We start from the raw sequence: 26,878 nt of genomic DNA, 5'->3' as shown, positions 1-26,878 counted from the left end.
TTTTTTGCGCTGCCTGCTCCTCCGGTAGTAAGCTGCCTAAAGGTAAGCAGAGAAGGGCGGGCGGACAAATCAAAATGGGATGAGCCGGTACTGCTGCCGGCATTTGTTCCGGTAGTAACGTGTGCGCAGGCACAGGCCCCGACACAATCCGTTTAGCGGTTTAAGCAGCAGCAGAGGCTGTGGTGGCTGGTGCAGCAAAACCCGGAACAGCAAATTGCCTTTTGCCGTATACAAAGTACTTTTCCAACAATATCAAGCACCTGCAAATTTTAATATACAATTATTTCATATTTATTTCTTATTATTACACCTCCTTATATCAACTTGATCTTATGAAGACTTACAAAAATTTACTCCTGGTGGCAGTGCTCCTGTTTTTTGCCTGCACCAAAGAAAACATAGAACCCGGCCTTTCGCTGGAACAGGTTTCGGAGGCGAAGCCTGCGCCCGGAAATGGTTGTACTTCCTACTATTTTTATGACGGGGAGGTAAAGGTCGAACTCGGGAATGTGTCTGCTTCGTCTATTGTCGTCGGCTTTGTATCCGGGATGCGGGGTGCGGAAAAGAAACGTTTTCTGAAGGAGTACGAAACCTACGTGGTGGTAAACAACACCTACCCCACGCACGCCACCTCCACACCGGAAGTTATCAACCTGCAACCCGGGTTAAGCTGCCAGCAGGTAGAAAGCCTGTTAAAACAGCTCGCCACAAGCGATTATGTGCGGTATGCCAACCCCACGTTTGTTTATAACGGCTTGTTTAAACCAGTCTACAGCACCTTTTTTGTCATCCTGAACCCGAAAGCCACTTTTTCGAAGCTGGAAGCGCTGTGCCAGCAAACCAATACCCGGATTGTAGATGCCAGCGGGGCCGACTGGGGGTTTTATATCATCGAAGCCGATAAATATTCTGCCGGCAACGCGCTGGAAATGGCCAACTATTTTCATGAGCAACGCATAATCGATGCTGCGGAACTGGAAGCTCCTATCTTTCCTGTTTCAGAATAAGGAAAATTTTGCTGCTCCTGCCTCCTTAGCCACTGCACAGGCATTGTGCCGGCGAAACTGCTAAAATCAGTTACGAATCAGTTGCATTATAACCGGATGCAGCTTAATTTCGACAAAATTTAAAAATTCCATTTTCTCCAGATCCCGGACCAGGAAAAGAGATTCTTTGTCGTGAACCATATGCAAAAAGCCAGGCGCCTTTTTTTCCTGCTTCCTGTTTTGCTGGGTGTCTGCGCAGCCCTGCCCGCTGTGGCGCAGGCACCCGCTGCTAACCAGGCCATCCAGGTATATAGTATAGTGGAAGCTGTTCCGGACTGGGCCAGGGTGATCGATACCCTGACCATCAGCAACACTGCCTTTAAGGATTACTGCAGCTATGAGGTGGTGCTGGAGCACGCACGGGTTGTGGCACGCAAAGCGGGCGGGAATGCCATTAAAATACTGCAGCATGAGCGGCCGGAGCTGCCGGGCACCTGCCACGGGTTGGTGGCTGCTGTCCTGTACCTCCCCCCTTACCACGAACGCCCCCGCGACCCCGCCCTGGCTGACCCGGATTATGACATCCCCTACCCTGCTTTAAGGATAGCCCTGGATGCTGGCTGGAGCACCCGTACCGGCAAAATTTCGGGCGCCGTACCGCCTGAGTTCCATGATTACATCAAAAAGCTGAAAAGAGGCTTCCATCTAGGACTGGATGCTGCTTATTATACTGAAAGCCAGGTTGGTTTCGGGTTGAAATACCGGTTTTACAATGCTTCCAACTCCGAGCAGGTTTATGTTTCGGGTGCCGGAGGTACATCCCAAATGGAGTTGAGCGACCAGATTTTCATTAACTTCCTGGGCCCGACCGTAAACACCCGCCTCTGGGATTCGGACGATAAAAACGCCCTTTACATGGGCATGGGGCTGGGCTACCTGGGCTACCGCAACAACAGCAGCTTAGGGACTTATAAAGCGAACTACAGCGGAAGCACCGTGGGGCTAAGCTGCGACCTTGGCTATGATTTTGGCCTGGACCGGAACAATGCTTTCGGCATACAGGTGTCTTATACCATTGGCGCCCTTACCAGGTACAAAGAAACGATTGGAAATACGAGCCGGCTTGTGGAGCTGGAAAAGGACAAGTACGAAGACTTATCCCGGATCGACCTGACGATAGGCATGCGGTTTAACAAGTAAGTTCCGGTACAGCGTCGGGGCGGTGGTACCGGTGCTACAGCAAACTACCAGGAACGCCAACAGACGCTGCTGCAAGGCAAAGGCTGTTGGCGTTTTATCTCTGAACTAATTTTCTGCACGGTCAGTACCGACGGTCCGGGTTATAGGCATTGTCGCCGGTGATGTTGCCCCGGTCGCGGCCAAACGTGTTGCCTCCCATGGTTCCGTAATCTTCGAAGGAGGTGCCCCTGCCGGTGCCGTATTCATCGTTAAAAACAAAGTGCCTGAAGCCTGAGTCGGTAAAGCGGCTGTGAGCGCCCGAAAACGAATCATCGCGGTAATTGCGGGGGCCAAAACGGCTGTACCGGTCGCGGTCGGAATTCCTGTCATACGCCAGGTGGTAGTCGCGGTCGCGCCAGTGTTCGCCGGCGTTTCTGCTGAAGTTGTTGTCGTCACGTCGCATGCGCTCACTGGAATGGTGCTTCGCAGCCTCCTGGTATCCGCGCTGCGGCTGGAAACGTTCCTGCTCGTTGTGCCACTGTTCCCTGTTCCGTATGTAGTCACGTTCGAATGCGTTCGATAAATTTGGGTCACGGTGGTACCGGGCTCCCTCCCGGCTGTAGTCCTCGTACCTGTCATGGTCGTCCCCGTAGGGGTGGCGGTTATAGCGATTGTTGTTCCTTCTGTCCATCATCTTATAAAAATTTAATAGCCTGCATATATTAAAGAGTAACGAGTATTAAGCTGTCTGGTTTGATGCACCGCCAGCTGGAATGGCTACCGGTGCAGCCATTGCCCAGGCAAAACCTATCCCACAAACGCCCGCAGTTCCCGGTACACCTCGACCAGCCGGCGGGGCGGGAAGTGGGCGTTGAGGCCACTCGGGTTGGGCAGCACCCAGATCTGGGTATCGCCCAGCTGCAGCTCCTGCAGCCCCACACCGCTTCCCTTCCGGCCAAAGGCAGTTTCGAAAACGGAAATACCCAGCAGCGCCAGTACCTGCGGGTTATAAGTCTGCACCTTGGCCACCAGTTGCGCCCCTCCCTGCCGCAGCTCGGTCTTGCTCAGGTCGGCAGCAGCTACGGTGGCACGGGCTACAACATTGGTGATGCCGTACCCTAAAGGCAGCAACTCCTGCTGTTCTTCGGGCAGGAACAAGCGGGGTGTAAAGCCGGAAGCGAACAAAGTCGGCCAGAAACGGTTGCCGGGCCGTGCAAAATTGTAGCCTACTACCGCCGTAACACACTCGGGTTGATCCCGCAAAACAGCACCTTCAGCCCCGGTGCAATAACATCGGGCACCCTGCGGCCTACAGCCGCCGCCAGTTCCTCTTTTGTAGGTTTTGTTGCCATTGGTTTTGATGATACTGCAGCCCCGCAAACGCAAAACAGCCGCAGCTGAATAGCAACGGCTGTTTTGTATCCCGACACTCAGGTTTCAGAAGCTACCTGTCCCAGTAACTGCGGGGGGCATTGTAGCCGCTGTCTCGGTCTCTGTCTCTGTCTCTGTCTCGGTCCCTGTCGCGCTCGCGGTCAAAGGGGCTGCCGCCGGTTAAGCCGTAGCCACTAAAATTGTCTGAAGTTCTGCCCGACGTTCTGCCGGAAGTTGTGCCGTAGGAGCTGCCTCTTTGGCCGCTTGTGAAGCCGGAGCTGCTGCCAAAGCTCCTGTTGCCAGAAGAGCTGCTGCTACCGCTACCGTATGTATCATTATAATCGCGGGTACCAAAACCGGTGTTCAAATCGCCGCGGTTCATGCTGGAGAAAGAATCGCCCCTGTCGCTGCTGTAGCGGTTGTCGCCGTAACCGGAAGAGTCGCCCAGCATTTCACTTGGCCTTCTGTTCTCATCGCCGGTATAAACATCGTAGCGGGCAGTGCGACCATCGAAAGTAGCAACACCATGTATCTGCTGCCTGTTGTTGCGCAGGTCCTGGCCTCTGTCGCGGTTTCGCCAGTTCATGTCGCGCTCGTGGCGGTCGTTATCCCAGTTGCTGCTGAACCGGTCGCGGTCACGGTCGCGGCTGAAATTATCGCTGTCCCAGTCGCGGTTGCGGCTTCTGTCACGGTCCCGGCTCAAGCTGCCGGCAGTGCCCCAGCTTTGGTGGCGGTCGCTGTCGCGGTTAAAATCGTTTCCGGAATCCCAGCTGCTGCGGTTGCGGCCGGTCCACTGGTTGCTGGCATTGCCGCGGGAGTAGCTGTCTTCGCGGCTGCGGCGTTCGTAGGCGTCGCCCATACTGCCCTCGTGGTAGCTGCGGTGCATGCGGTCCCGGTCATCGTCGCGGTGCCCCCTGTCGTGCTGGTAATCCTGTTCGAACTCGTTTGTTAAGTTCCTGGCACTGTGATAATGGTCATCATCCCGGTTATAACCTTCGTACCGGTCGTAATCACGTGCGTAGTCGTTGTTTTCGTAGCGATCTCTGTCTCGTCTTTCCATAGTATAAATGAAGTTTGTTTAAAATTGATTTTCTTATAAACGATTGTTCGGCTATCCGGTTTTGTGGCGGACGAACTGTTTCGGTTACAAGAGCTTGTTTGAACAGCTGTTTCCGGTTTTCTGCAGCCGCCACCACAGCCTCTCCACCTGATCAAAAAGTAGCAGCGAAGGAATGGCAGTGGCTATGGTGGCAGGAGCAGCCATATCTTTTAACGCCCCGTCACCAGAAAAAATAACCTGTTCACGGTCAGCAGCTTCCACAGCCTAAAGAAACAGGCAGCAGGCTTACCTTTTCAATTTTCCGGCGTACTAATCCATAGTACGCTTTCCATCAGCCAACACACCAAACCGTTAGCTTTAATCCAATGAAACTGTTAAGCACCATCGCCACTTTACTTGCAGGCACCTGCCTCCTGGCAAACTGCTCTGAGGCAAGCCACGATACAGACGGGCAGCAAGCCGCCACCTCCCCGCAGGCGGAAACGCCGGGGAATAAGACAACCGATCCTGAAAAGCTGGCGAAGCTTGGGGAGCACCTGGCCCTGATAGCCGGTTGCCACGATTGCCATACCCCTAAAAAAATGACGGAGAACGGACCGGAACCTGATTTTTCGCGGGCCCTCTCCGGGCACCCGGCCCAGATGCCGCCGCCTCCTATCGACCAAAAGGAAGTTGAAAAGAAAGGGCTGGCCGTATCGCAAACCTTAACCGCCTGGGTTGGCCCCTGGGGAATATCGTACGCGGCAAACTTAACGCCGCACAAAACCGGCATCGGCGAATGGACGGAAGAAAACTTTTTCAGAGCCATGCGGGAAGGCAGGTACAAAGGCCTGGAATCCGGGCGCATGCTGCTGCCGCCCATGCCCTGGCCCATGTACAGGCACATGACCGAAGAAGAACTGAAAGCTTTATTCGCCTACCTGAAATCCATTAAACCAATCGACAACGTGGTGCCACCCCCACAACCGCCTGTTGCAGCAGCCGGCAAATAAGCATCGGGGTCTGAGGTATTTTTTGTGTGTACAGGAGGAGAAACGCCCTGCTTTGCTACATTTCAGGACAGGATGCGTATACTACTTAGCCGCAACTGAAACAGCTGTGACTTATTACATCTTTTGTTTCTGATGTAAGATGGACACTCCAAAAGAAATCATGTATAACCAGAACAGTATTTTAATTGTAGCTATTCTGTTTGTATTAATCCTGGTAGCAAATGAGGCAGGATACCGCCTGGGGCACTACTACCAGGCCAGGACAGACGAAGACGTAAAAGCACACACCAATACCATACAGGCCGGTACCCTGGGTTTGTTGGCCCTTATCCTGGGCTTCACGTTTAACATGGCGCTGCAACGCTACAACAACAGAAGCCAGGCGGTTATCCTCGAAGCAAATGCCATTGGCACCACCCTGCTCCGGACACAGTTACTGCCAACTCCCTACGATAGCATCACGCACAGCCTGCTGCAGAAGTACGTAAACCTGCGCCTGCAGGTGAGCAATACCGAGTATGGGATGATAACGGAGCGCGAGCGCCTGGGCAAGGAAACAAAGCAGTTGCAGCACGAAATCTGGGTGAATGCGGTAAAGGCTGCCCGCCTCGACCCGCGGCAGGTTACGACCGGCTACTTTATCAGCGCCCTCAATAACATGATTGATGCCCACGGCGAGCGGAATGCCCTGCTCCTGCTGCATGTGCCCGAGGTGATCCTGTTTCTGCTGTTTATCGTTTTTATAATGGCCGGTGCCCTCATGGGCTATGCCAGCGGCCTGGGCAGGAAAAGAACGTCGGTTCCTGCCATGATGATGACTTTCCTGATCTGCCTGGTCGTTTTCATCATCATCGACCTCGACAGGCCCAAACGTGGCGTTATCAAGATTAACCAGGAAAGCATGTGGCAACTTAAAGATGCATAAAGCTTTCTGCTCCTGCCACCACAGCCGCTGCTCCTCGTTTGCTGCACTAAGTTCCGGAACTGAAGCAGCTTCCGTGGCCCTGCCTTCCTTGCTTCTTACAGCACCTCCTGTTTTTTAACTTTAGCAGACAAGCGTTTGATGAATGGCTCGATGGTAAGCCCCTGTACCAGCAGCGAGAGCAACACCACCACAAACGTAACAGGCACGACCACGTCGCGGTGCATTTCGGGCGTAAGCGCCAGCGCCAGCGCTATGGAAATACCGCCGCGCAGGCCGCCCCAGGTCATAATCACCAGCGTGTTTGGTGCAAAAGTTCTATTAAGGCGCAGGGTGTAAGACGGTATCGCCAGCGACAGGTAACGGACCAGCAAAACAATAACAGTCGCAACTACCCCGATAATAATGAAGTGACTGTAAAATCGCACGATCATCAGCTCCAGCCCGATGAGCACAAACAACACGGCATTAAAGATCTCATCCACCATCTCCCAGAACTTTGTCAGGTAGTCGGCGGTCAGTTCGCTCATGGCCAGCTTGGTGCCCTGGTTGCCAATTAACAGACCGGCAGCCACCATCGCCAACGGACCGGACAGGTGGAAAAGCTGCGCAATGCTGTATCCTCCCATTACCACAGCCAGCGAAATAATGACTTCGGTCTGGTAATGGTCGATGCGCCGCATAAAGAAAAAAGCAATATAACCTAACAGCAGCCCCAGGCCAATGCCTCCGCCCACTTCTTTCAGGAACAACTCTGCCACAAAAGAACCTTCCACGTTGCCAAAGCCTTTGGAAGCAATTTCAAAAATAGAGATAAACACCACTACGCCTACCCCATCGTTAAACAACGACTCGCCGGTAATGGCCACTTCCAGCTGTTTGGGGATGTTGGCTTTTTTCAGGATGCCCAGCACCGCGATCGGGTCTGTGGGCGAGATAAGCGCGCCAAACAGCAGGCAATAGATATACCCGATCGGTTGACCGGCCAGCTGCAGCAGGTAATAAAAAGCCGTGCCCGTGACGAAGGTGGAAATAAGCACCCCGATGGTAGCAAAAATAAGAATAGGCCACTTCGACTGCGCCAGCTTCTCGATATCGGTGTGGAGCGCTCCGGCAAAAAGGAGAAAACTCAGCATGAAGTCGAGCAGTATTTCAGAGAAATCGACGGTACCCAACTGCCGCTCTACCATGGCCTCGAAGGCCGGTGACAAGGCTCCCGCCGCCTGCACCAGCACCGAGATCAGCACCCCCGCCAGCAGCAGTCCGATGGCGCCCGGCAGCTTTATAAATTTCTGGTTGATGTAAGCAAAGATGGCAGAGATAACAAGAATGGCCGAGAAGATATGAAAAAGCTCCATGTAACAGTTTTTTTTTGATCCACATTAACGTACACCAGGCCCGGCAACCAGAGCCCGGTAAGCTGTGTATGGTACGTAGTTTGGTGCAATGCTGGTTCGTTTTGTACCTGCTAATGGCCCTGCAGCGCCAGATTTCTGCCTTCGCGCATTTGTTTGCGGTGCAGCAGCACGCTGTGAGACTGCTGCTTTTTGCTTATTTGAGAAAATTATTCCAGCTTTAGCACCCGATGCCCATGAACCGATTTATAGCAACAGAAAAAGCGGCAGCACTGCTGCACACCCTCCAGGACTCCGGCGCTCGCCTGGCGTATGAATATGAGAAACACCGGGTAGTGCTGCTCGACGAAGCCGGAAACGAGCAGGTGTATTTCAGGCTGCCGCTGGTACTGCCGCCTCCGGGCACACCACCAGCCGAAGAAACACCGGTAAACTATATCGTGCTGCTGATACAGTCGGGCAGCTGTGCCCTGGGCTATTTCGAGAATGGTGTGAACCGGGACCATAAGGTGTTCCGTTCCTACATGGTGCGTAAGAAGCAGGGCAAAAGCCAGCTCAAATACCTGAAAACGAAAGGCAAATCCAGGGCAGGGTCGCGGGTGCGGCTGGGCGAAACGGTGGAGTTTTTCGAAAACATAAACGAGCGGCTGCAGGCGTATTTCGAAGCGCACGAGGTGCACCGCATTGCCATCAGCTGTTCCAAAACGCTGATTCCCTATCTCTACGGTTCAAAAGTCGCCACGCCCTTCGACAAAAACGATCCGCGCCTGTACAAAATCCCGAAACACATCCACACGCCCATTTACGAAGTACTGCTGGATGCCAACAGGTTCCTGCAACGCGGCGAATTGATTTACGAAGAAAACCGGCAGGCCCTGGTAGAGGAGCTTTTGGGTGCGGCAGAAGATGAATTTGAAGACGAGGAGGACGAGGACGTGTACGGGGAAGAGGATGAAGATGAATGGTAGAATAACCTAAAGGGAATGTGCGTAGCAGAGGCTGTGGTGGCAGGAGCAGCAGACCCGTAAATGGAAACAAGCCACCGGTTTGCGGCCCTTTGACGAAGAAGTTTTGACTGCAAGGAAACCTGCATGCCTGCCGGAGCAAAAACAGCGGGAAGCGCGCCTAAAACATCAGGCCGGCTTTTGCGTTTCATCACTTCAAGGATGAACACAAAACTAACCAATCTTACCCGTTTCAATAAAGGCTTGCTTTCGGTATTGCTGGTAACCATCCTGCTGTACCTGGGCAAGTCGTTTCTGGTCCCGATTACCATTGCTACCTTTTTCGCGATGCTGCTCTTCCCGCTGGTGCAGAAACTGCAACAATACCGTCTGAAAAAGTCGGTGGCGGCGCTGGTGGCTATCCTGTGTTTGTTAGCGGTACTGGTGGCGTTGGGCACACTGGTATACTACCAAGTCAGCACCCTGGAAGCAGACCTGCCTAATATTGAACAAAAAATAGAGGAGAAAACGAACCGGCTGCAATGGCTGCTCTACGAAACAACCGACCTGTCGCATTACGAGCAGGAAGAAATAATAAAACAGAAAAAGCCCGACATTGCAAAGGCGATCTTCAAAAGTGTGCGGGATTTTATGCTGCAGGGGCTTTTCGTTCTGCTCTTTGTCTTTATTGTGCTCACCTACACGTTCTTCTTCCTGGTCTACCAGCAACACATTCAGAACTTCCTGGTCCGGCTCCACCTGTTTGATGGTACCCGGGAATCGAAAGTTATCGTAGCCCGGATTTCCCGCATCATCCACAACTACCTGAAAGGCATTCTTTCGGTTATTTCTATACTGGCCGTAGTTTATGCGCTGGGCTTCTGGGCCATCGGGATTGAGCACGCCATTTTGTTTGCCATGCTTACGGCCCTGCTCCGCATCATTCCTTATTTCGGCTCGTTCCTGGGCATTGCTTTTCCTATTGCCTTTGCCTTTCTTACAAAAGACTCGCTGTGGCCCCCGGTCCTGCTGCTCGTATTTTTTATGCTAACCCAGCTCCTGGAAGCGAACCTGCTGACGCCCTACATTACCGGCTCCAGGGTGAAGTTAAACCCACTGGCTACGATTATGATCATTCTGCTGGGCAACCTGCTCTGGGGAGTAGCCGGCATGATCCTGTTCGTACCCCTGTTTGCCAGCTTGAAAGTAGTCTTTGACCGGGTGCCGCGGCTGCACCCCTATGGCTATGTTCTGGGGAAGGAGGAGGCAGTTAAGCAGGGGTAATTTTATGCTGAAAGCTGCCAGGTTTCGGGTGTTTGTACGCAACTATTCTCCAGATCCCGAAACCACGGGCAGCCCTAAACAGAAAAGCAGGAGGCGCCGGAAACTGATGACCCGGCACCTCCTGCTTTAGATCAGGAAAAATTTCGCTTACGACTTATTCATTTTTCTTGAGCAGCTTAATTGTCTTAACGCCTTTCCCGTTCTCTATCCGGATAAAGTACATTCCTTCAGACAAGTTTCTGCCATCCACTTCCACCTTACTTACTTCGCCTGCTTTTGCAGTGCCTGTGTTCAGTTTCTTAATCAGGTTGCCGGTTATATCGTAAAGGTTTACCTCGTACGTTCCGTTCTTCTCTGCCTTAAATTCAATGGTAGCCTTGTCAGAAAAAGGAACCGGATAGGCTGTTACTTTTTCTGTTTTATCAATGCTTTGAAGAGAACTGGAGGAAGAAGTACCATTTATTATCTGGCCACTAGCAGATGCTCCACTTGTGCACTCAGCAACAATTGAACTTGTACTATCACAATTAATTTCGATTACGCAGTTTTCTATCGTTCCAATTTCAACTTTAAGATTGAAATTTTTACCAGCAACCAATCCTGTAAAAGATAATGTGCCACTTTCATATGAAACAGGAGTAAAAGTACCTCCACCAGTGTCTTGAGTTAGGGTATAGGTGGCGCCTACGTGTGGGTTACATACAGTCAGCGTACCTGTACCATCGCCGCAAATAGTTGGCTCTGTTATGGTCACAATTGGGACTTGTAAAGGACATGGAATAGGTGGAGGATTTATGGCTCCTGCCTGTATTTGGTTATCCTGGTTACCCAGACTTGCGCCGTTCAGTGTTTCAAGTTTAAAGTGATAAGGGCCACCACTGATACTGGATGAACCTTTTTTTGTTCCATAACTTAAAAAACGATAAGGTCCTGTGTTAATTTCACCAACAGATAGGTGTCCAGCCATTAAGATAAGTACATTATCAGAAGGTGAATTCCAGGTTAGCGTATAATTACCATAAGTATCTGATCCTGACTTGGTAAATCCATCGAAGGATAAGCTTGCAGACGAAATGGCTTCACTTCCGTAAAGTTCAACAGCACGTTTATTAGGCATATCTCCCGGATAACCTGAGCCATCATAAAAATCTATTACGTCTTTTACAGCAGCATCACCAAAAGCCGGGCCAGGAGGATTTGCAGAATACTGGCTACTAGCCGCTTGGGCCAACGCCTTGTTACCCCCACCATATAGACCTGATATCATCGCTGATGTGGCAGGATTTGGAACATTTATATAAGCAACAAGCTCAGCTTTGGAGAGCCCCATGTACAAACTGTCAGTTGACCCAACAATGGTTTGGTAATCAACAAATGCCTGATCAAAGCCGGTTACGTAATCATAGGCATAAACATCTGCCTTCTTGGCCAGAACCTTAAATTTCAGGGTTTGCGTGCCATTAGTCGGTATGCCGACAAGTACTAATCTCTGCAGGGTTGATGTACCTTCATAATATTGAGAGTTATTTGGATTCAAAATACCTGGTACCCATTGCTTACCCTCATTTGCCCATTGTGAGAAGGAAACCCCCTGCCCAAAGGATGAAGCGCTAATAAATAACAATCCAGCAAACATGAACACAGAAATGCTGTTCAGTTTTTGCAGTAGCTTCGTTAGTGCACTCGTTTTTCTGACTGAGTAATTATTAAAAATTTCCATAAAAAATAACTATTAAGTTTGTTTGATAAGTATAAAAGAGATGGTAAAAACGCACAGAAAACACTTTAAAAAGAGCAGTTTCTGTTCATCACGGGGAGAAAATTCAAATAAATTATTAAATAGTACCATACACTCACCGATCTATTGATGGCTTGTCAGTTTCTACACAAAACAGCTTACAAATCCCCTACTTTCACCAGTTTACATGAAAGCAATGCAGGATTTACCACAGAATCACACTAAAAAACACAGCTATATTTCCAAAAATTTAATTTATTGCACAGAAGTACACCATACATGTTGTTATACATGCAGAACCAAAGCACACTATATAGCTAAAATTATATTTAAAAAAGTTTTTTTTCAGAAAAAACAAGAAACCTTTTCTTCCAAATAATCAAAACCCGCAATACTGCCAGCCACATCAATCCCTATTGATATTAGTTATAAAAGTTACGTCCAGGAAAATAACGAATCTATAATCCACTGTTTTGCAGTACATTAAATAACGAAGAACCCTCTACCAGGTTTAACAGAGGGTATTAATTTATTGTTAAAATATTGAAATCAAGGGGCAACAACTATAATTTACATGTAAAGGAAATCCATATATTTATATTAATAATCAAAACACCAACATTCCTGAACTTTTACTAATATCCTAAATTTTCACCACCTCAAAAAACCACCTCTGCGCCTTAACAAACATTATTCTGCACCCTTCCGGCAAGTATTTCTCACAGAACAGCCTGCAAAAAAAGATGGTAGCAGAGGCTCTCCTCCGCTACCATCTTTTTTTGCAGCTACTTAAGTACTACTTGTTCTTCTTGAGCAACTTTACTGTTTTTACACCAGCACCGTTTACCATCCGGGCCAGGTACATACCTTCAGGCAGGGTTTTACCATCTACTTCCAGCAGGGTTGTCTCGCCTGCTTTAACAGTGCCGGTTTTCAGTTGTTTCACAAGCGTTCCCTTCATGTCGTACAGGTTAATAACAAAGCTTCCTTCACGTTCTGCGGTAAACTCCAGCGTAGCCATGTCGGAGAAAGGAACCGGGTAAGTGCTTAACTGGTCTGATTTTTCAACGCCCTGGAGCGACTCCACTGCTGGTTCAGAAGAAATAACCGTTACTTTTTTCTCGGCATCACAAGACACAGAAGCAACACAGGAAACATCGTTTACTCTTCTTACACTGATACTATAACCTTCTCCGGCAACAAAACTGAAGGTGGGAGTGGGAGTCCAGTTTTTGCCACCGTCGTTACTGAATTCATAGTCTTCCCCGTACTCTTCTTCGTTAATAGTTTCAGTTTTCGCTACTTTCAGTACTTTCAGGGTACCGGTGGATGAAGAGCAATCCGGATAAGCTGTAATGACAACCACAGGTGTAGCAGGCGCATCGGGCACGGAATTTACGGTAAGAGCGGTACTTGTTGCGGAAGTACACTGCCCCAGGGTAGCTGTAACAGCATAGGTGCCGGGTTGCAGGCCGGTAAAGACACCTGTATTGTTGGGCGACTTTGCAGTTGGTCCGGACAAGGTGTAGGTGTAGTTGGAATTGGCACCCGATACGGCAATAGTACCACTTGTTACGGCACAGGTTGGTTGCACAGTAACAGTTGCTACCGGTACAGGCGGAGTAGCATTCATTGTAAGGGTTACAGCAGTTCGGGTAAGACTTAAGCAATCTGTCAGGTTATTTTTAGAAGCTGCATAATAAGTTACTGTACCCACTGCACTAAGCGAAGGATCATTAACCACCGTGGCTCCGGAAGCACTGGTATACCACACAATGCTGGAACCAGCCGGAGCAGTTGCGGTGGCCGTTAGTTTCTGCACCGGGCTTAAGGCACAGAAAGTCTGATTACCACCACTGGTGGGCGCTGCCGGCGCAGCATTGATTGTCAGGGTAACAGGCGTACGCGTAACACTGTTACAGCCATCTTTTACAGCTTCGGCATAATAGGTAACAGTACCTACACTCGTGAGAACCGGATTTTGCACGACAGTTCCGCCACTCGAAGCAGTATACCAGACTACACTTGTTCCCTGGGGTACAGTAACAGAGGCCGTGAGCGTCTGGGCCTGGGTGGTCTGACATACCGTTTGATTGCCGGCATTTGTTGGCGCCGCAGGTATTGCATTTACAGCCAGGGTAGCCGCCTCGCTGACAGCCGGATCGCAGACATCACTGCGGAGCACAGCGCGATACTTGTTGCCGCTCATTGCCGTTGTCACAGCACTAAGTGTAAGCGTTGCGTTGTTTGCTCCAGGTAAATCGCTCCAGTCTGCCCCAATGCTTGGTAACAATACCTGCCACTGTACGGCTGGTTCCGGACTGCCACCTTCCGATGCTACAGAAAAAACGGCTGTCTCTCCCGCACATTTAACCTGAGGTTCCGGCTGCAATGTAATGACAGGTGTTGTGCAGCAGGTCTTCGCATCAACATCCTGTGTATAGGATTGACTTTTCTTCGGAGATGAGCTGTCCGTAATTGTCAACTTAAACTCAAGTTTGTTTTTGCTTGTGGGGGTATACTTAAAGACAGTATTGGTTGAACTGGAAGTAGTGGACGCCAGTAACCCGATCTGATCTTTCTCACGTACCTCCCACTGGTAAGAATAAGGAGCTGTGCCACCTTCGCCTGATGCTGTAAGTGTAATCGACTCATAGCCGGTATTGCCGGCGCATCCGGAAGTATATGTAATACCACCCTGTACAGGTGTAATTACCTTTATTGCATCTTTCGATTCTGAACCATAGTAGTAGCATTTCGGCCTGATGGAGGCGCAGTCCGTTATCTCGTCATTAGCGCTCAACCGGGTGCATATGCTGGGGTTTTTGGTGGAGGGTGCCGAATTTTCCCAGGCCGTAAATACGTTGCGAAGTTCCAGTACACTTCCGCAGGTCCAGTTTACAGGATCGCTGATGATATAGGTTCTGGTACCCTGCTGGTAGGTGGAGCCGGAACAATCAGCAACCCTTCCTACTTTTTCGCCATTGATAATCACATCAGCGGTAACCAGGAAACCATAGCGGGTCTGGGAGGTCACGTTAAAGGTCAGTTTCAGTTTTACCTGCACCGGGACTCCCTGGTCACAGACAGTAGGCAACGGATTTCCTTTCGTATCTACGAGCTCAACTTTCGTAATTCTGATATCGCCGGATGTACAGTTGCCGGCGCAATAGATATCCTGCCCGTAGGCAACGTTGGATGGCAACAGCAGGCACATCAGGAAAAGGTACATCATAAAAAGCGCGAATGGCAGGGTTTTGAAGTCGGCCAGCCGTTTAATTGCAGCACTGTGGGTGTGGTGCAGCGGAAGTGAGCTGTTACTCCTTCCATTTAAGGTTTGTAACTCTTTCATAATTATTTCTTAAGGGTTTATTGGAATGGTTTAACATGTAGGATTGTATTACCTTTTTAGCGCGGCTGATACTTTAAGCCAGCGCGCACAAAGCAATCTGCGCTGGCAGGCATCAGGACGAATATTAAAATCGGGGGCAGCTGTAAGAAAAGGAGTCGGTGTATTTTGCTTGTGTAAATGTTTAAGTTTTGCATAAGGCAGTTGGTTTTTGATGGATGAAAAGAAAAGAGTCAGGTATAAAATGCCAAAGCTGCACACGTGCTACAGACAGCGCATTACCGGTTGGTGGCAGCCCATACACACCTGTGCCAGCTGCCGGGGCTTTGCCGGCAGTCTTATGAAGTGTATGCTGCTGTAAATTATTTAAGCAATAAGGTGCCAGGGCAACCCGTTGGCGGCTGCCTTTGCTTCCTTGAAAAAGAATCCGGGATCACTTTTGTCGTACAAGCCAGTAGTGGCTTCAGAAAAAGAGAGCATCCGAAACACACGTTTACCTCCTGTTATATGTGCACACAGAGGTTGCGCGTTACTGAAGAGCGGTTAACCTTTTACAATTTTTTCAATAAACTCAAAACAAAATAGGTTAAATTTTTATTAGAATTTTCACATTAAAATCATAACATGGTCAAACTTCACCTATTCAGACAAAAGCTGTACTTCCTGCTTTTTACCGGTTAAAAGCATTCTGTAGCGGTAATCAACTTAAACTGCTGAAAAAGTATGAAAAAAAGCCTGCGAAGCGGAAGCTAAATCAGGTTACTGCCATCTGTTCATTAGGCTGGTCCTGCTCATTTCAGGTAAAATTCTTTTTTTATGATTTTTAATATCTAACGAATCAGCTATATTAAGTTTCGTCTATATGATTAAAATGTACTTAGAGGATAAAGAATTTAAGTAAACGAATATTTTTAACCAGTGAACGCATAGTTTGGATAAGTCAAGAAAAACTAATTTCATTCTTCCGTTAAAAAAAGCTGGCAGTATCAAGTTTAAACTTTGAATTTTCCTTATACCCCCTCAACTAATTCACTGCACCTGCCACCACACCCGCTGCTGCTAAGAAAAGCAGGTTTAGGGCAACCATCCGCATTCAATAAAGGTAGTAGGAGATTACAAGACATAACGCTAACCCCATGGGACTTTTCGACAACCGACTGGACAAAACATCACCCTTCATTTATGTTCCCCGAAACGAGCAGGAAGCCTGGATCGCCATCATGCATGCCTGTATTGCTGTAGACGAAGATGTGGCCGACGAGGAACTGGAGGAAGTCGCCGACACCCTGGCCAGTAACAAAATGTACAAGGGCCACGATGTCAGGGAGTATTACCGGACGGTGTTACTGGCGCATGCCAAAATCGGCAGCAAACAGCTCATCGACGACAGCGTAGATTATATATCCGCCGAAAATTGTTACCCCCTGTTTGCCCTGACCATTGAGCTGCTGCTTGCCGATGGCATTTTAGCCGAAAAGGAAAAAGAGCTTATCGGCTACATCACCTCCGCCCTGGACCTGGAAGAAGAGCAGGCCAACAGCATTGTGCAAAACAAACTGAACCGGCACAAGCACAACCCCGCCGGCTGACCCGGCCCGGACTTTCCTGCAACCCGGCACTGGTTCAATCAGGCCGAGCCCCATGCAACGTCCTCAAAACCAACTGCCTGCAGGGTTAACATTCTGCCGCTATATCCGTTTTCAAAGAAAATGGTATTACTGTTATGGCTGATAAAACTTTAAAGGTAACCAGTACTGCTTTTGCGCATAATGCTCCTATTCCGGTGCGCTATACCTGCGATGGCGAAAACGTAAACCCGCCGCTTAAAATTGAAGGTATCCCCGATGATACCAAAAGCCTGGTCCTGATCGTAGACGACCCCGATGCACCCTCCGGCACCTTTACGCACTGGGTGATCTGGGATATCCCGCCGACAGCTGCTATCGCAGAAAACGCCTCGCCCGGAGGCGTGGAAGGCATGAACAACTTCGGCAAGCACAACTACATGGGGCCCTGCCCCCCGCGTGGTGAAACACATCGTTACTTTATTAAAGTTTTTGCGCTGGATAACCTGGTGGGCCTTCCGGCCAGCGGTACGGAAGAAGCGCTGGAGATGGTGCTGAAAGGAAAAGCCATTGCCTATGGCGAATTGATGGGACTCTATAAACGACCTTAAACCGATGCTAAAAGAATTTACGCCTGTTGATACAGCTGCTGTTGCAAAAGAAAGTTACCGGCTGCAAACCCGCAACGACCTGGACCCGCTGATGGAACGTATTGGCGATGCCCGGTATGTGCTTTTGGGCGAGGCCACGCACGGCACGCACGAATACTACACCTGGCGGGCCGAAATCTCCAAACGGCTTATCCGGGAAAAAGGCTTCTCCTTTATTGCCGTGGAAGGCGACTGGCCCGATTGTTTCGAGATCAACCGTTGGGTAAAGGAATATCCCGGAGCAGGCGGCACCATAAAAGACGTACTGCACCAGTTCGACCGATGGCCGACCTGGATGTGGGCTAACTGGGAAATTGCCGCCCTCGCCCAATGGCTGCAGCAACACAACAGCAACCTCGCTCCCAACAGGAAAGTTGGTTTCTACGGGCTCGATGTCTACAGTCTCTGGGAATCGATCGAGATTATTGTGGATTACCTGGAAAAAGAAGATCCGGCAACAGCGGCCTATGCCCGGAAAGCGGTAGACTGTTTCGAGCCCTACGGCGAGGAGGAATCCTATGCTTCTGCCATCAGCGCCATGGCCCCGAGTTGCAAGGAAGAGGTACTGAAACTGCTGCAGGAAGTACGGCTGAAGGCGCCACGCTACGACTCCGACCCGGAAGCGGGCCTGAATGCCGAAATGAATGCACTGGTTACCGCCAACGCCGAAAAATACTACCGAACCATGGCCTCCTTCCACGGTAACTCCTGGAACGTGCGGGACCTGCACATGGTAGAAACGCTGAACGCGCTGATGCAATACCATGGTCCGGATGCCAAAGTGATCGTATGGGAACACAACACCCACATCGGCGACGCCCGCGCCACCAGCATGCCCGACCGGGGTCTCCTGAACGTGGGCCAGCTGGTACGGGAACAGCATAAGCCGGAAGAAGTAGTGCTGGTGGGCTTTGGCTCTTACCAAGGCTCCGTGATAGCGGGCAGAAGTTGGGGCGCGCCCATGAAAAAAATGGAAGTTCCGGCAGCCAAAGAACACAGCGTGGAGGAAATCCTGCATGCCGCTTCGCCCGAAAACAAACTGCTGATTTTCGATAACAAGCCTACCTTACAGGATGTTTTCGGCAGCTGGTTAGGTCACCGTGCCATCGGGGTAGTCTATAACCCGGAAAGCGAACGAGGCAACTACGTCCCCACCAAATTAACCTCCCGCTACGATGCTTTCCTCTACCTCGATAAAACCCAGGCCTTACACCCGCTGCGCCTGCACCCCGACAGCCACCTGACCCCGGAAACATTTCCGTTTGGGATATAGGTTCGTTCCCGCTCCTACTTCAGCGCATCCAGCACCTGGTACATTTTCCGGGTAAGGGAGGCCGATGAGCCGGAGTAGTTGTTTACCAGGAACGCAAACACATAGTCATTTCCTGCTTTGTCGCGGTAGTAGCCACAGTAGCCTTTCACGCCCTGCATGGTGCCGCTTTTCATTTTCATGCCGTTGTAGAGCGGCAGCGAATCGTAGAAACTGTTGAACCAGGGCTGTTTCCGGCTGTGTTGTAACGCCCGCACCAGCGCGTGCGCCGTTACGCGGTTCACCGGCGACAAGCCCGATCCGTCCACCAGGTTCAGCTCCTCCTCCGGGATACCCTGCTGTTTCCAGAAATTCCGGATAATGCCTGTTCCTTCTTTTGTTGCGCCAACGCCTGCATATTTAACGGCCATTGTTTTGACCAACGCTTCGGCATACAGGTTCACGCTTTTCCGGTTAAGCCAGTACACAATGCTGTCCAGGGGCGGGGACGTGACGGTGTGAAAAGGGGTAAAACCAGCTTCGGAAAGGTTTACTGCTGCTGTCACCACAGCCTTACCTGAACTTCGGATACCTGCACCTGCTTTCTGCAGCGTGCCGGCAAACTGGGCCGCAGGATCGGGCATGGCTCCCGAAATTTCAAAAGCATTCCGGTTTAACGGAATGGTGCCCCGGATGGTGCCGGTTGTTCCGTGCAGCGGGAAATAAATATAGGCACTGTCGCCGGAGCCTGCAGCAGCCGAAGTCACTTCAGAAGTCAGGTTATAGCCAGCCATTTCAGGAACCGTCTTCACAATTGACACCGGGTCGCCGATGCGTTTTCCGGATCTCAGGATGACATCGTACTGGTTTTCCCGCCAGTTGAATCTGGCTGCGCCCGCCCCGTAATAATTCCCGATGTCCTGCCAGAGCCAGCCGGCCGGTATGGTTCCGCTGCTCCACCCCTTGTTGTCGACCAGGATGTTGTCAAAAGTGTTGACAGGCAACTTACTTATGGCCTGCGCCAGCCCCTTCAGCACCACCTCCTCCCTGGTAGCAGGCCAGCGCCAGCTTCCGAACGTAGGGTCGCCGGAAGGACGGATCAGCAGCGTTGCCTCCTCCCCTTTTTTCTGCCAGGCAAAGGTTGTTTTGTACCGGAAGTCTTTTCCCAGAAGCTCCAGCGCACTGGCGGCCGTTATTACTTTCAGAGTCGAAGCCGGCACAAGACCCACCTTTCCGTTATGGTCAAAAAGCACCTTTCCTGATCTGGCGTCTGCTACATACAAAGCTGAAACGGCATGGCGAAGCTGCGCATCGTTCTGGAAAGCTTTAAAGGCAGCAGCCAATTGCTGGGGCACCGTTTGTGCGGGCACCAACACAGGCGCCAGCATGCACAGGAGCAGGAAAAAAACACGGGTCAAAGAAGTCAACATGCATCAAAGTTCGGGAAATTCAGGCAGACTATTGTTCAACTTGTTTCATCTGTACCAGGAATCCTTTACATGCCGACAGGCGTGAAAACTGTTTCCAGGGCTAAAAATCAGCTTCAAATTTCCGTTAACCGTATAAGCGAAGCATGAAACACATCTTTACTGCAGTTCTGATCTTATGGTCGGTGGTGCACCTCCGGGCGCAGGTAGTTCCGGCACCCGACACCATCAACCCTGCCAATGGCAACCGCAAGCAGCAACTGAAAGAAATAAAGGAGCGGAAGAAAGTCTTGTTTTCCGACCAGCCGGGCCATGCCCCCACCGATACCAGCCTGCTGGACCGCTCGCTGTACAACAAATACGGCGACCTGCTCAACGACGACCCGCTCTACAACAAGCGCCAGCCAATCTGGAAACCCGCCGTACAGGTAGTAGGCGTCAATGCCCTGTTCATGGGGTTTAACCGCTACGTTACCAAAGAAGACTATGCCTACGTAAGCCCGAGCACCTGGAAAACGAATTTAACATCCGAGCCTGAATGGGATACCGACAAGTTCAGGATCAACTTTATCGGCCACCCCTACCAGGGCACGCTCTACTTTAATGCTGCCCGCTCGCAGGGGTATACGTACTGGCAGTCGCTGCCCTTTGCCGTGGGCGGCAGCCTGCTATGGGAATACTTCGGCGAAACCACCCTCCCTTCTTACAACGACATGATTTATACGCCCCTGAACGGCGCAGCCCTCGGCGAAATCCTCTACCGCATCAGCTCCAACATCCTCGACGACCGCACCCAGGGCGGCGAACGGGCGATCAGGGAAATAGCGGCCGGGGTGATAAACCCGGTGCGGGGCCTCAACCGGCTGCTGCAGGGCAAAACCTTCCAGGTTACCAACAAGGAAGTGTATGAGCAGTCGCCCCTCAACGTTACGTTATTTGCAGGCATACACCGGCTGAACGAGCAGCAGAACGAGATATTTGGCGCAGGCGGAAACAACACCATGCTGAACATCCAGCTCGATTACGGCAATCCCTTTGAGCCCCGCAAGCGCAAACCGTTCGACTTTTTCAGGCTTCGTTCCGAATTCAGTTTTGGCTCGGCAGACACCGTGGGCGGTACCATCAACAACATCACGGGCTACGGCATCCTCTTTGGCCGCAACCTAGAGCTCGGCAGGCTGTCGCTGCTGACGGGGGCCTTCCAGTATTACGACTTCTGGGATACCCGCAATTTTAACTTAGGCGCCCTTGGCTTTGGCGGTGGCCTGTTCACGAAACTACCGCTAAGCAGGCAGATCTACTTCTACAATAATGCCAGCCTGGGTGTCGTGCCGCTGGCGGGCAACAGCAACCGTTCCGCCCCCGATTCGGTAGGCTTGCGGGATTACGTGTTCGCCCACGGCCTCCAGGCGAAAATAGAAAGCACCCTCAGCTTAGGAAAGTATGCCTCCGCCGCCTTCGTGTACTACCACTTCTGGCTCGACACTTTCGAAGGCCTGGAAGGCAACAATTCCATTGGCATACTGCGCCCACGCGTTACGGTGCGGCTGCTCAAAAACCTGAGCCTGGGCTACGAACATTTTGGCTACTCCACCAACCGCAGGTTACAGGATTATCCTGACCAGCACTCGATTATTACAGAACAGAAAATATTCCTGCAGCTCTTCCTGGAGGACCCGCAGCGGCGTGGGCGCTATAATTAGCCGGTTTGGTTTTGTTTTCAGATACGGGTGCGCTGGTGCGAGCTTGTAGCTCGTACCTTTACATGTGATACCATATAGTAAAAAGGATCTTCCATTACGGTTCTGCTTTTAGCAGATGTTTCTGCAACTTGCCCACAAGATCCCGAAAGGGATGACAAGAGGGAGAAATATTTATGGGGGAGCAAATAAAGACTTGTTGGTATAAGTACGAGCTACAAGCTCGCACTAGCAAAAATAACCTTTGCTACAGCACCTTTCCAGCAATCGTAATTTATGTGTAACATCAGCTATCTTGTCCAAATTAAGAAACAGCTTTTTTCTTTCAGAAGATAGGCTGTTTCTGCTTTCTTTCCTTTAAGTTGCAAAGGCAAAACAAGCTACAGCAGTGGCTGTGGTGGCAGGTGCAGCAGAATAGTTCAAAGAAAAAACGCAGCACCGGGGCAGCTGAAAGGGAATTAACAGAAGACGTAACAGGCAAACCAGGCATATGAGATTAACAGGAAACCTTCTCGACATCAAGACTAAAAGAGAAGACAAAAACCAGGACATTCAACTTGAAATCGACAAAATAGAATACATCACGCATAAGAAAGACGGCAAATATTTTCAGCCCTTCGAGTTTATCGACGAGCTGGAAACGCCGCTTGTTATTACCGGCGACTGCCTGGCCCGCAACACGACTCAGCCCCTGGAGGAAGGAGAATATGAGTTTAAGGTGTATGACAAAACCGACGATGCCTATGTGCTCAACCCGGACAAACAGCTGCACGTGACGCTGGAGCACGACTTTGATTCCGGCTTAACCATTTTAACCTTTGGCACTTATGTGGTTACGGTGTCGAACGAAGAATTCCAGCAACTGAAAAGCGAAAGAGCAAAGCAGAAGAAGCAAAAGAAGGGCAGAAAGAACCGTTAATATTCCTATTGATTTATTTGTTCGCATCTCTTTTACATCCAGGTGCTGTCCCCTGACTGCGCACGGAAAATCTGAACCACAGATTTACGGAATTAAAGGATAACACAGATTTTTCATTACTAATATCAGCGAGAATTTACTCAGTTCCACAAAACTATTCCTCCTTTGGCATCCCCGTAGGGGATCTTGTGAGCGAACTTCACTCAGGCCAGCTGCTACAGTTTATAGCATGCAAGGTAATTTTTTGTTGGGTACTAAATCCTCAGTGTCATCCTTTAATCCGGTAAATCTGTGGTTCAGACAATTCTGCTGCAGCTGCCACCACAGTCGCTGCTCCTGCTAAACCAGGGCAATTCTGAAAATCACTTCCCGGAAACCGTTATTCTGCAAACATTTTCCGGTCTTCCAGCACTTTAAAGTTCTCCACCATCTTCACCGACTCCGACACATCCTCGGTAAAAATGGCAATGATGGAACCTTCCACTGCGTGTTCCAGGGCATAGGCAATTGCCCGCATCTCCTCCGGAATCACCTGCACGTTTTTATCCGGCGCTACGTCTTCGATGCCCTGCAGCAGGGGCGCCATAATCTCGTCGGCGGTCTTCCCGCGCAGGTCGGAATCCAGGCGAATGATGATTTCGTCGAAGATCTGCCCTGCCGCTTTGCCCAGTTCGTAAATATCTTCTGCTCTGCGGTCGCCTACGCCTGCCACTATACCCACCTTCACGGTTGCATCCAGGTCATTCATAAACGCACCGACCGCTTTCATGCCGCCCACATTATGGGCATAATCCACCAGCACCTCGAAGTCCGGGAACTTGAACAGGTTCATGCGCCCTGGAGTTTTGGCCGGCGAAGGAATAAAGGTGCGCAAAGCAGTTTTAATGTCCTCGATATCGAAGCGTGAAATGTAGCCGGCCAGCGTAGCCGCCAGGATGTTCTCGATGTTAAACTTCGCTTTCCCGCCGAAGGTGAGCGGCACATCCGCCACCCGGTCCACGCGAATTTTGTAGCTGTTTTTAAAGATGGAGATAAAGCCGTTCTCAAACACTGCGGCAAGTCCGCCTTTGGCAATGTGCTTCAGGATGCGCGGGTTGTGCTCGTCCATACTGAAGAAGGCCACTTTACATTGCAGGTCGCTGGCCATGCCATACACCAGGTCATCGTCGGCGTTTAAAACCGCGTAGCCGTCTTTGCACACACTTTTCGGAATAACCGCTTTTACTTTCGCCAGTTCTTCCAGGGTATGGATGTCGCGCAGGCCTAGGTGGTCGGAGCTTACGTTGGTTACAATACCGATGTCGCAATGCTGAAAACCCAGCCCGGAGCGCAGCAAACCGCCCCGCGCACATTCCAGCACCGCGAAGTTTACGGTAGGATCTTTCAGCACAAACTCAGCACTGTAGGCGCCGGTGGTATCGCCTTTTTCGAGCATTTTATCCTGCACGTAAATGCCGTCGGTGGTGGTGTAGCCTACCTGGTAGCCGTTGTTTTTGACCATGTGCGCCACCAGGCGGGTGGTGGTGGTTTTCCCGTTGGTGCCGGTTACGGCAATAATCGGAATACGCGACGGCTTCCCGTGCGGGAACAGCATATCGATAACAGGCTCTGCTACGTTACGCGGCAGCCCGTAGGTTGGGGAAATGTGCATCCGGAAACCGGGCGCAGCATTTACTTCCAGTACAGCCCCGTTGGTCTGGTCCAGCGGGATCGCAATATCCGTCGTCATTACGTCGATGCCGCAAATATCGAGGCCGATCAGCCCGGCAATGCGTTCGGCCATCAGCACATTATACGGATCTACCAGGTCGGTTACGTCTGTAGCGGTACCGCCTGTACTGATGTTGGCCGTACTTTTTAAATACAGCACCTCCCCTTCCGGCAGCACGGTTTGCGGCGTAAAGCCTTTGCCTTTCAGGATGCGGCGGGTTTGTTTGTCGATGGAGATTTTGGTGAGCACTTTCTCGTGCCCCACGCCCCTCCTGGGATCTTTGTTCTCCTTGTCCACCAGCTGCTTGATGGTAGCGGTGCCATCGCCGGTCACCATGGCAGGCGTACGCAAAGCGGCAGCTACAAATTTACCGTTTATCACCAGCAACCTGAAATCAGCGCCCTGTACAAACTGCTCTACAATAACGCCGTTCGAAAACCGCTTCGCATCCGTAAAACCTTTCAGCGCATCTTTAAAGTTGGTGACGTTGATGGTGGCTCCCTTGCCATGGTTGCCGTCGAGGGGCTTGAGCACGACCGGATAGGAGAGCCAGTCCAGCGCTTTTTTCAGCTCCTCCTGCGTGTACACGGTGGTACCTTTGGGCACGGGCACGCCCGCCTCTTCCAGGAAAGCTTTCGTCATGTTTTTGTCGCCGGCAATTTCCACGGCAAAGCAGGAGGTGCCGGAGGTCATGGTGGCCTGAATACGCTTCTGATTGACGCCGTAGCCGAGTTGGATAAGCGAGTGGCGGTTCAGGCGGATATAAGGAATTCCACGACTCACGGCCTCCGAAATAATGGAATAAGTACTCGGGCCGAAATACTCTGCCTCCCGGATCTGGTGCAGGCGGTCAATATCAGGGGCGAGCTTGTATTTTTCATTCTTCAGCAGGGCATTGGCGATCCGGACGGCGGCAAAAGCGGCATGTTCCCCGGCCCGTTCTTCCTGGTAAGAAAACACCACGAAAACATTTCCGGCTTCGTGTGCCGGGTAGCAGCGCCCGTACCCGCACTCCATGCCGGCCATACTCTGCAGTTCCAGCGCAATGTGCTGCACCACATGCCCCAGCGTGGTCCCTTTTTCAACGGACCTGAAAAATCCGCCTTCTATGCCCTCGCGGGAGCGATGGCTGTACATGCCCGGAAACATTTTTTGCAGGCGCTTTACCAGGAACGGGAAATGGCTGGTGTCGGTAGCGGCAAATTCCTCCAGGTCCAGTTTAATCACAATAAGTTTGGGATGCGTAACAGACCAGTAGTTCGGTCCGCGCATAGTACGCAGATCTAAAATTTTCATAGGTTAATGGCGATATGTGTGCGGTTGCTTTATTTCCTGTTTCAGGGTTTTGTAATGGGCCAGGGCTTTGGGGCATACAGCACCTAGCAGCTGCTCATCCACCCCGGGGGGTTCTGTGCCTTTTGTTTTTCCTGCCACGTTTCCTGCAAAACTAGGCACTGGTTGTATCATGATTGACATGTGCTGGATTTGAACTTCGGATGAGGTTAGCTTATGTTTCAGTTAGCTTATGTTATAGGTAGTTTAGCAATACGGATGTTAGCTGCAAAAGATTGGCCGTGGTCAAAAATTCTGGGTTATATCATTGTAAAGCCGTATCGCTCAGCAGGAAACAGAAATGCTCTGCCCGGATCTATGAAAAGTGCTTTGCTGCAGCAGCCACCACAGGCGCTGCTCCCGCACAGGTTGCCACAACCGGCAGCACATGTACGCTGGTTGTATGAAGAAGAAGTAATACGGAAGGCTGTAAAACAAAAGCGCCGGCAGTATTAAACAGCCGGCGCTAAGGAAGAGGTAACGAGCGGATTCGAACCGCTGTAGCAGCTTTTGCAGAGCTGAGCCTAGCCACTCGGCCACGTTACCCTGATTTGGTGTGCAAATATACACAGACATTCATCTTAGTCAAACATAATCGGCGTTTTTTTGAAAAAAATAGCGTTTTCCGGCGCCCGGAACTACCGCCACCGCAGTTCCCCGGCAAGGCTCCCGCTGCTGTTTCCGGCTATACTCCTGACGCACTGGCTGTTAAATTCTACTTTCTTAAAAGGGCGCCTTGTACCTCCTGCAGTACCTGCCACCAAACCCTTTGCTCCTGTTCAGCCAACCTTGCCGGATGCAGCGCCTGTTCCTGGCGGATATGTGAGAATGCAACAACAACAGCAGAACCGGGTACGCTGAACTCCGAAGAACACATTTATTCAAATGCTTCAATATATATTTTCGCCGATTTAAACTATCTCAATAATAACCATAAATCTATATTCAACAGACAAAATATTAACTATTTACACTTTTTTAAAAAACCAACACCACTATAACACCTAATACCATCTGAATATAATTATAAAAATCTCATATTAAATAAATTATTATACATCACTTTAAAATACACATTTTACACTTTGTTGTTAAAACAACTAATTATACTTTCACACGTCAAAACCTTTATGCTGCAGTGTTAT

22 protein-coding genes and 1 tRNA gene are annotated in these 26,878 nt (G+C 50.6%); 13 read left to right on the top strand and 10 right to left on the bottom strand.

Going from position 1 to position 26,878, the window contains the following annotated elements; translation table 11 throughout:
• Positions 1–332: 332 nt before the first annotated feature.
• The gene (locus tag DCW36_RS02105; protein ID WP_114784205.1) at positions 333–1,007 is read left to right on the top strand and encodes a hypothetical protein; all 675 of its coding nucleotides are present in this window, start codon (positions 333–335) and stop codon (positions 1,005–1,007) included.
• 180 nt (positions 1,008–1,187) lie between these two features.
• Positions 1,188–2,186, top strand: coding sequence for an autotransporter outer membrane beta-barrel domain-containing protein (locus tag DCW36_RS02100; protein ID WP_114784203.1), 999 nt, complete (start codon positions 1,188–1,190; stop codon positions 2,184–2,186).
• Positions 2,187–2,307: 121 nt separating this feature from the next.
• Here the strand turns inward: DCW36_RS02100 and DCW36_RS02095 are convergent, their stop codons facing one another.
• The 4 genes from DCW36_RS02095 to DCW36_RS02085 form a co-directional block, all read right to left on the bottom strand.
• Positions 2,308–2,859, bottom strand: a complete 552-nt coding sequence (locus DCW36_RS02095) for a hypothetical protein (RefSeq protein ID WP_114784201.1) — start codon at positions 2,857–2,859, stop codon at positions 2,308–2,310.
• A 113-nt stretch (positions 2,860–2,972) separates the two neighbouring features.
• On the bottom strand, positions 2,973–3,428 hold the full coding sequence (gene mug, locus DCW36_RS02090; RefSeq protein ID WP_240676014.1) for a G/U mismatch-specific DNA glycosylase: 456 nt from the start codon (positions 3,426–3,428) through the stop codon (positions 2,973–2,975).
• Positions 3,395–3,517, bottom strand: coding sequence for a hypothetical protein (locus tag DCW36_RS22935; protein WP_262708138.1), 123 nt, complete (start codon positions 3,515–3,517; stop codon positions 3,395–3,397). The genes mug and DCW36_RS22935 overlap by 34 nt, the downstream gene beginning before the upstream one ends.
• Positions 3,518–3,609: 92 nt before the next feature.
• On the bottom strand, positions 3,610–4,596 hold the full coding sequence (locus DCW36_RS02085; RefSeq protein ID WP_114784199.1) for a hypothetical protein: 987 nt from the start codon (positions 4,594–4,596) through the stop codon (positions 3,610–3,612).
• Between the two features lie 365 nt (positions 4,597–4,961).
• Here DCW36_RS02085 and DCW36_RS02080 point away from each other — a divergent pair, with 365 nt between their 5' ends.
• Both DCW36_RS02080 and DCW36_RS02075 read left to right on the top strand, forming a co-directional pair.
• A complete protein-coding gene (locus tag DCW36_RS02080; protein WP_205702859.1) occupies positions 4,962–5,588 on the top strand; it encodes a c-type cytochrome in 627 nt (208 codons plus the stop codon).
• 139 nt (positions 5,589–5,727) lie between these two features.
• A complete protein-coding gene (locus DCW36_RS02075) occupies positions 5,728–6,513 on the top strand; it encodes a bestrophin-like domain (RefSeq protein WP_240676013.1) in 786 nt (261 codons plus the stop codon).
• Between the two features lie 95 nt (positions 6,514–6,608).
• On the opposite strand, the gene DCW36_RS02070 is transcribed toward DCW36_RS02075, so the two are convergent.
• Positions 6,609–7,868, bottom strand: coding sequence for a cation:proton antiporter (locus tag DCW36_RS02070; protein WP_114784197.1), 1,260 nt, complete (start codon positions 7,866–7,868; stop codon positions 6,609–6,611).
• A 233-nt stretch (positions 7,869–8,101) separates the two neighbouring features.
• Between DCW36_RS02070 and DCW36_RS02065 the strand changes: the two genes are divergently transcribed.
• Together DCW36_RS02065 and DCW36_RS02060 are read left to right on the top strand one after the other, a co-directional pair.
• The gene (locus DCW36_RS02065) at positions 8,102–8,833 is read left to right on the top strand and encodes a hypothetical protein (RefSeq protein WP_114784195.1); all 732 of its coding nucleotides are present in this window, start codon (positions 8,102–8,104) and stop codon (positions 8,831–8,833) included.
• A 198-nt stretch (positions 8,834–9,031) separates the two neighbouring features.
• The gene (locus DCW36_RS02060) at positions 9,032–10,093 is read left to right on the top strand and encodes an AI-2E family transporter (RefSeq protein WP_164891004.1); all 1,062 of its coding nucleotides are present in this window, start codon (positions 9,032–9,034) and stop codon (positions 10,091–10,093) included.
• A 154-nt stretch (positions 10,094–10,247) separates the two neighbouring features.
• Here the strand turns inward: DCW36_RS02060 and DCW36_RS02055 are convergent, their stop codons facing one another.
• Both DCW36_RS02055 and DCW36_RS22810 read right to left on the bottom strand, forming a co-directional pair.
• Complete coding sequence (locus tag DCW36_RS02055) at positions 10,248–11,813, bottom strand: T9SS type A sorting domain-containing protein (protein WP_114784191.1); 1,566 nt, start codon at positions 11,811–11,813, stop codon at positions 10,248–10,250.
• Positions 11,814–12,627: 814 nt separating this feature from the next.
• Complete coding sequence (locus DCW36_RS22810) at positions 12,628–15,183, bottom strand: Ig-like domain-containing protein (protein ID WP_240676012.1); 2,556 nt, start codon at positions 15,181–15,183, stop codon at positions 12,628–12,630.
• A gap of 1,133 nt (positions 15,184–16,316) precedes the next feature.
• Here DCW36_RS22810 and DCW36_RS02045 point away from each other — a divergent pair.
• The 3 genes from DCW36_RS02045 to DCW36_RS02035 all read left to right on the top strand — a co-directional run bounded on the left by DCW36_RS02045 (position 16,317) and on the right by DCW36_RS02035 (position 18,668).
• On the top strand, positions 16,317–16,769 hold the full coding sequence (locus tag DCW36_RS02045) for a tellurite resistance TerB family protein (RefSeq protein ID WP_114784187.1): 453 nt from the start codon (positions 16,317–16,319) through the stop codon (positions 16,767–16,769).
• Between the two features lie 134 nt (positions 16,770–16,903).
• Complete coding sequence (locus tag DCW36_RS02040) at positions 16,904–17,356, top strand: YbhB/YbcL family Raf kinase inhibitor-like protein (RefSeq protein ID WP_114784185.1); 453 nt, start codon at positions 16,904–16,906, stop codon at positions 17,354–17,356.
• Positions 17,357–17,360: 4 nt separating this feature from the next.
• Positions 17,361–18,668 carry an erythromycin esterase family protein gene (locus tag DCW36_RS02035; RefSeq protein ID WP_114784183.1) on the top strand — a complete coding sequence of 436 codons (1,308 nt, stop codon included), beginning with the start codon at positions 17,361–17,363 and terminating at the stop codon, positions 18,666–18,668.
• Positions 18,669–18,682: 14 nt separating this feature from the next.
• On the opposite strand, the gene dacB is transcribed toward DCW36_RS02035, so the two are convergent.
• Positions 18,683–20,074 carry a D-alanyl-D-alanine carboxypeptidase/D-alanyl-D-alanine endopeptidase gene (gene dacB, locus DCW36_RS02030; protein WP_114784181.1) on the bottom strand — a complete coding sequence of 464 codons (1,392 nt, stop codon included), beginning with the start codon at positions 20,072–20,074 and terminating at the stop codon, positions 18,683–18,685.
• Between the two features lie 143 nt (positions 20,075–20,217).
• Between dacB and DCW36_RS02025 the strand changes: the two genes are divergently transcribed.
• Together DCW36_RS02025 and DCW36_RS02020 are read left to right on the top strand one after the other, a co-directional pair.
• Positions 20,218–21,774: a DUF3943 domain-containing protein gene (locus DCW36_RS02025; RefSeq protein WP_114784180.1), complete on the top strand. Its 1,557-nt coding sequence runs from the start codon at positions 20,218–20,220 to the stop codon at positions 21,772–21,774.
• A 487-nt stretch (positions 21,775–22,261) separates the two neighbouring features.
• The gene (locus tag DCW36_RS02020; RefSeq protein WP_114784178.1) at positions 22,262–22,690 is read left to right on the top strand and encodes a hypothetical protein; all 429 of its coding nucleotides are present in this window, start codon (positions 22,262–22,264) and stop codon (positions 22,688–22,690) included.
• A gap of 379 nt (positions 22,691–23,069) precedes the next feature.
• On the opposite strand, the gene cphA is transcribed toward DCW36_RS02020, so the two are convergent.
• Positions 23,070–25,697 (bottom strand): cyanophycin synthetase, encoded by a 2,628-nt coding sequence (cphA, locus tag DCW36_RS02015; RefSeq protein WP_114784176.1) that lies wholly within the window; start codon positions 25,695–25,697, stop codon positions 23,070–23,072.
• A 213-nt stretch (positions 25,698–25,910) separates the two neighbouring features.
• On the opposite strand from cphA, the gene DCW36_RS02010 reads away from it, so the two are divergent.
• Positions 25,911–26,189, top strand: coding sequence for a hypothetical protein (locus DCW36_RS02010; protein ID WP_125185510.1), 279 nt, complete (start codon positions 25,911–25,913; stop codon positions 26,187–26,189).
• A 19-nt stretch (positions 26,190–26,208) separates the two neighbouring features.
• On the opposite strand, the gene DCW36_RS02005 is transcribed toward DCW36_RS02010, so the two are convergent.
• Positions 26,209–26,279, bottom strand: a tRNA-Cys gene (locus DCW36_RS02005).
• A 60-nt stretch (positions 26,280–26,339) separates the two neighbouring features.
• On the opposite strand from DCW36_RS02005, the gene DCW36_RS02000 reads away from it, so the two are divergent.
• Complete coding sequence (locus DCW36_RS02000; RefSeq protein ID WP_128396934.1) at positions 26,340–26,594, top strand: hypothetical protein; 255 nt, start codon at positions 26,340–26,342, stop codon at positions 26,592–26,594.
• Positions 26,595–26,878: the final 284 nt, after the last annotated feature.

This window comes from Botryobacter ruber (assembly GCF_003347595.2).
GTDB lineage: Bacteria > Bacteroidota > Bacteroidia > Cytophagales > Hymenobacteraceae > Pontibacter > Pontibacter ruber_A.
The sequence above is the reverse complement of the archived record's forward strand: the minus strand, read 5'-3'. Positions and strand labels throughout refer to the sequence as shown.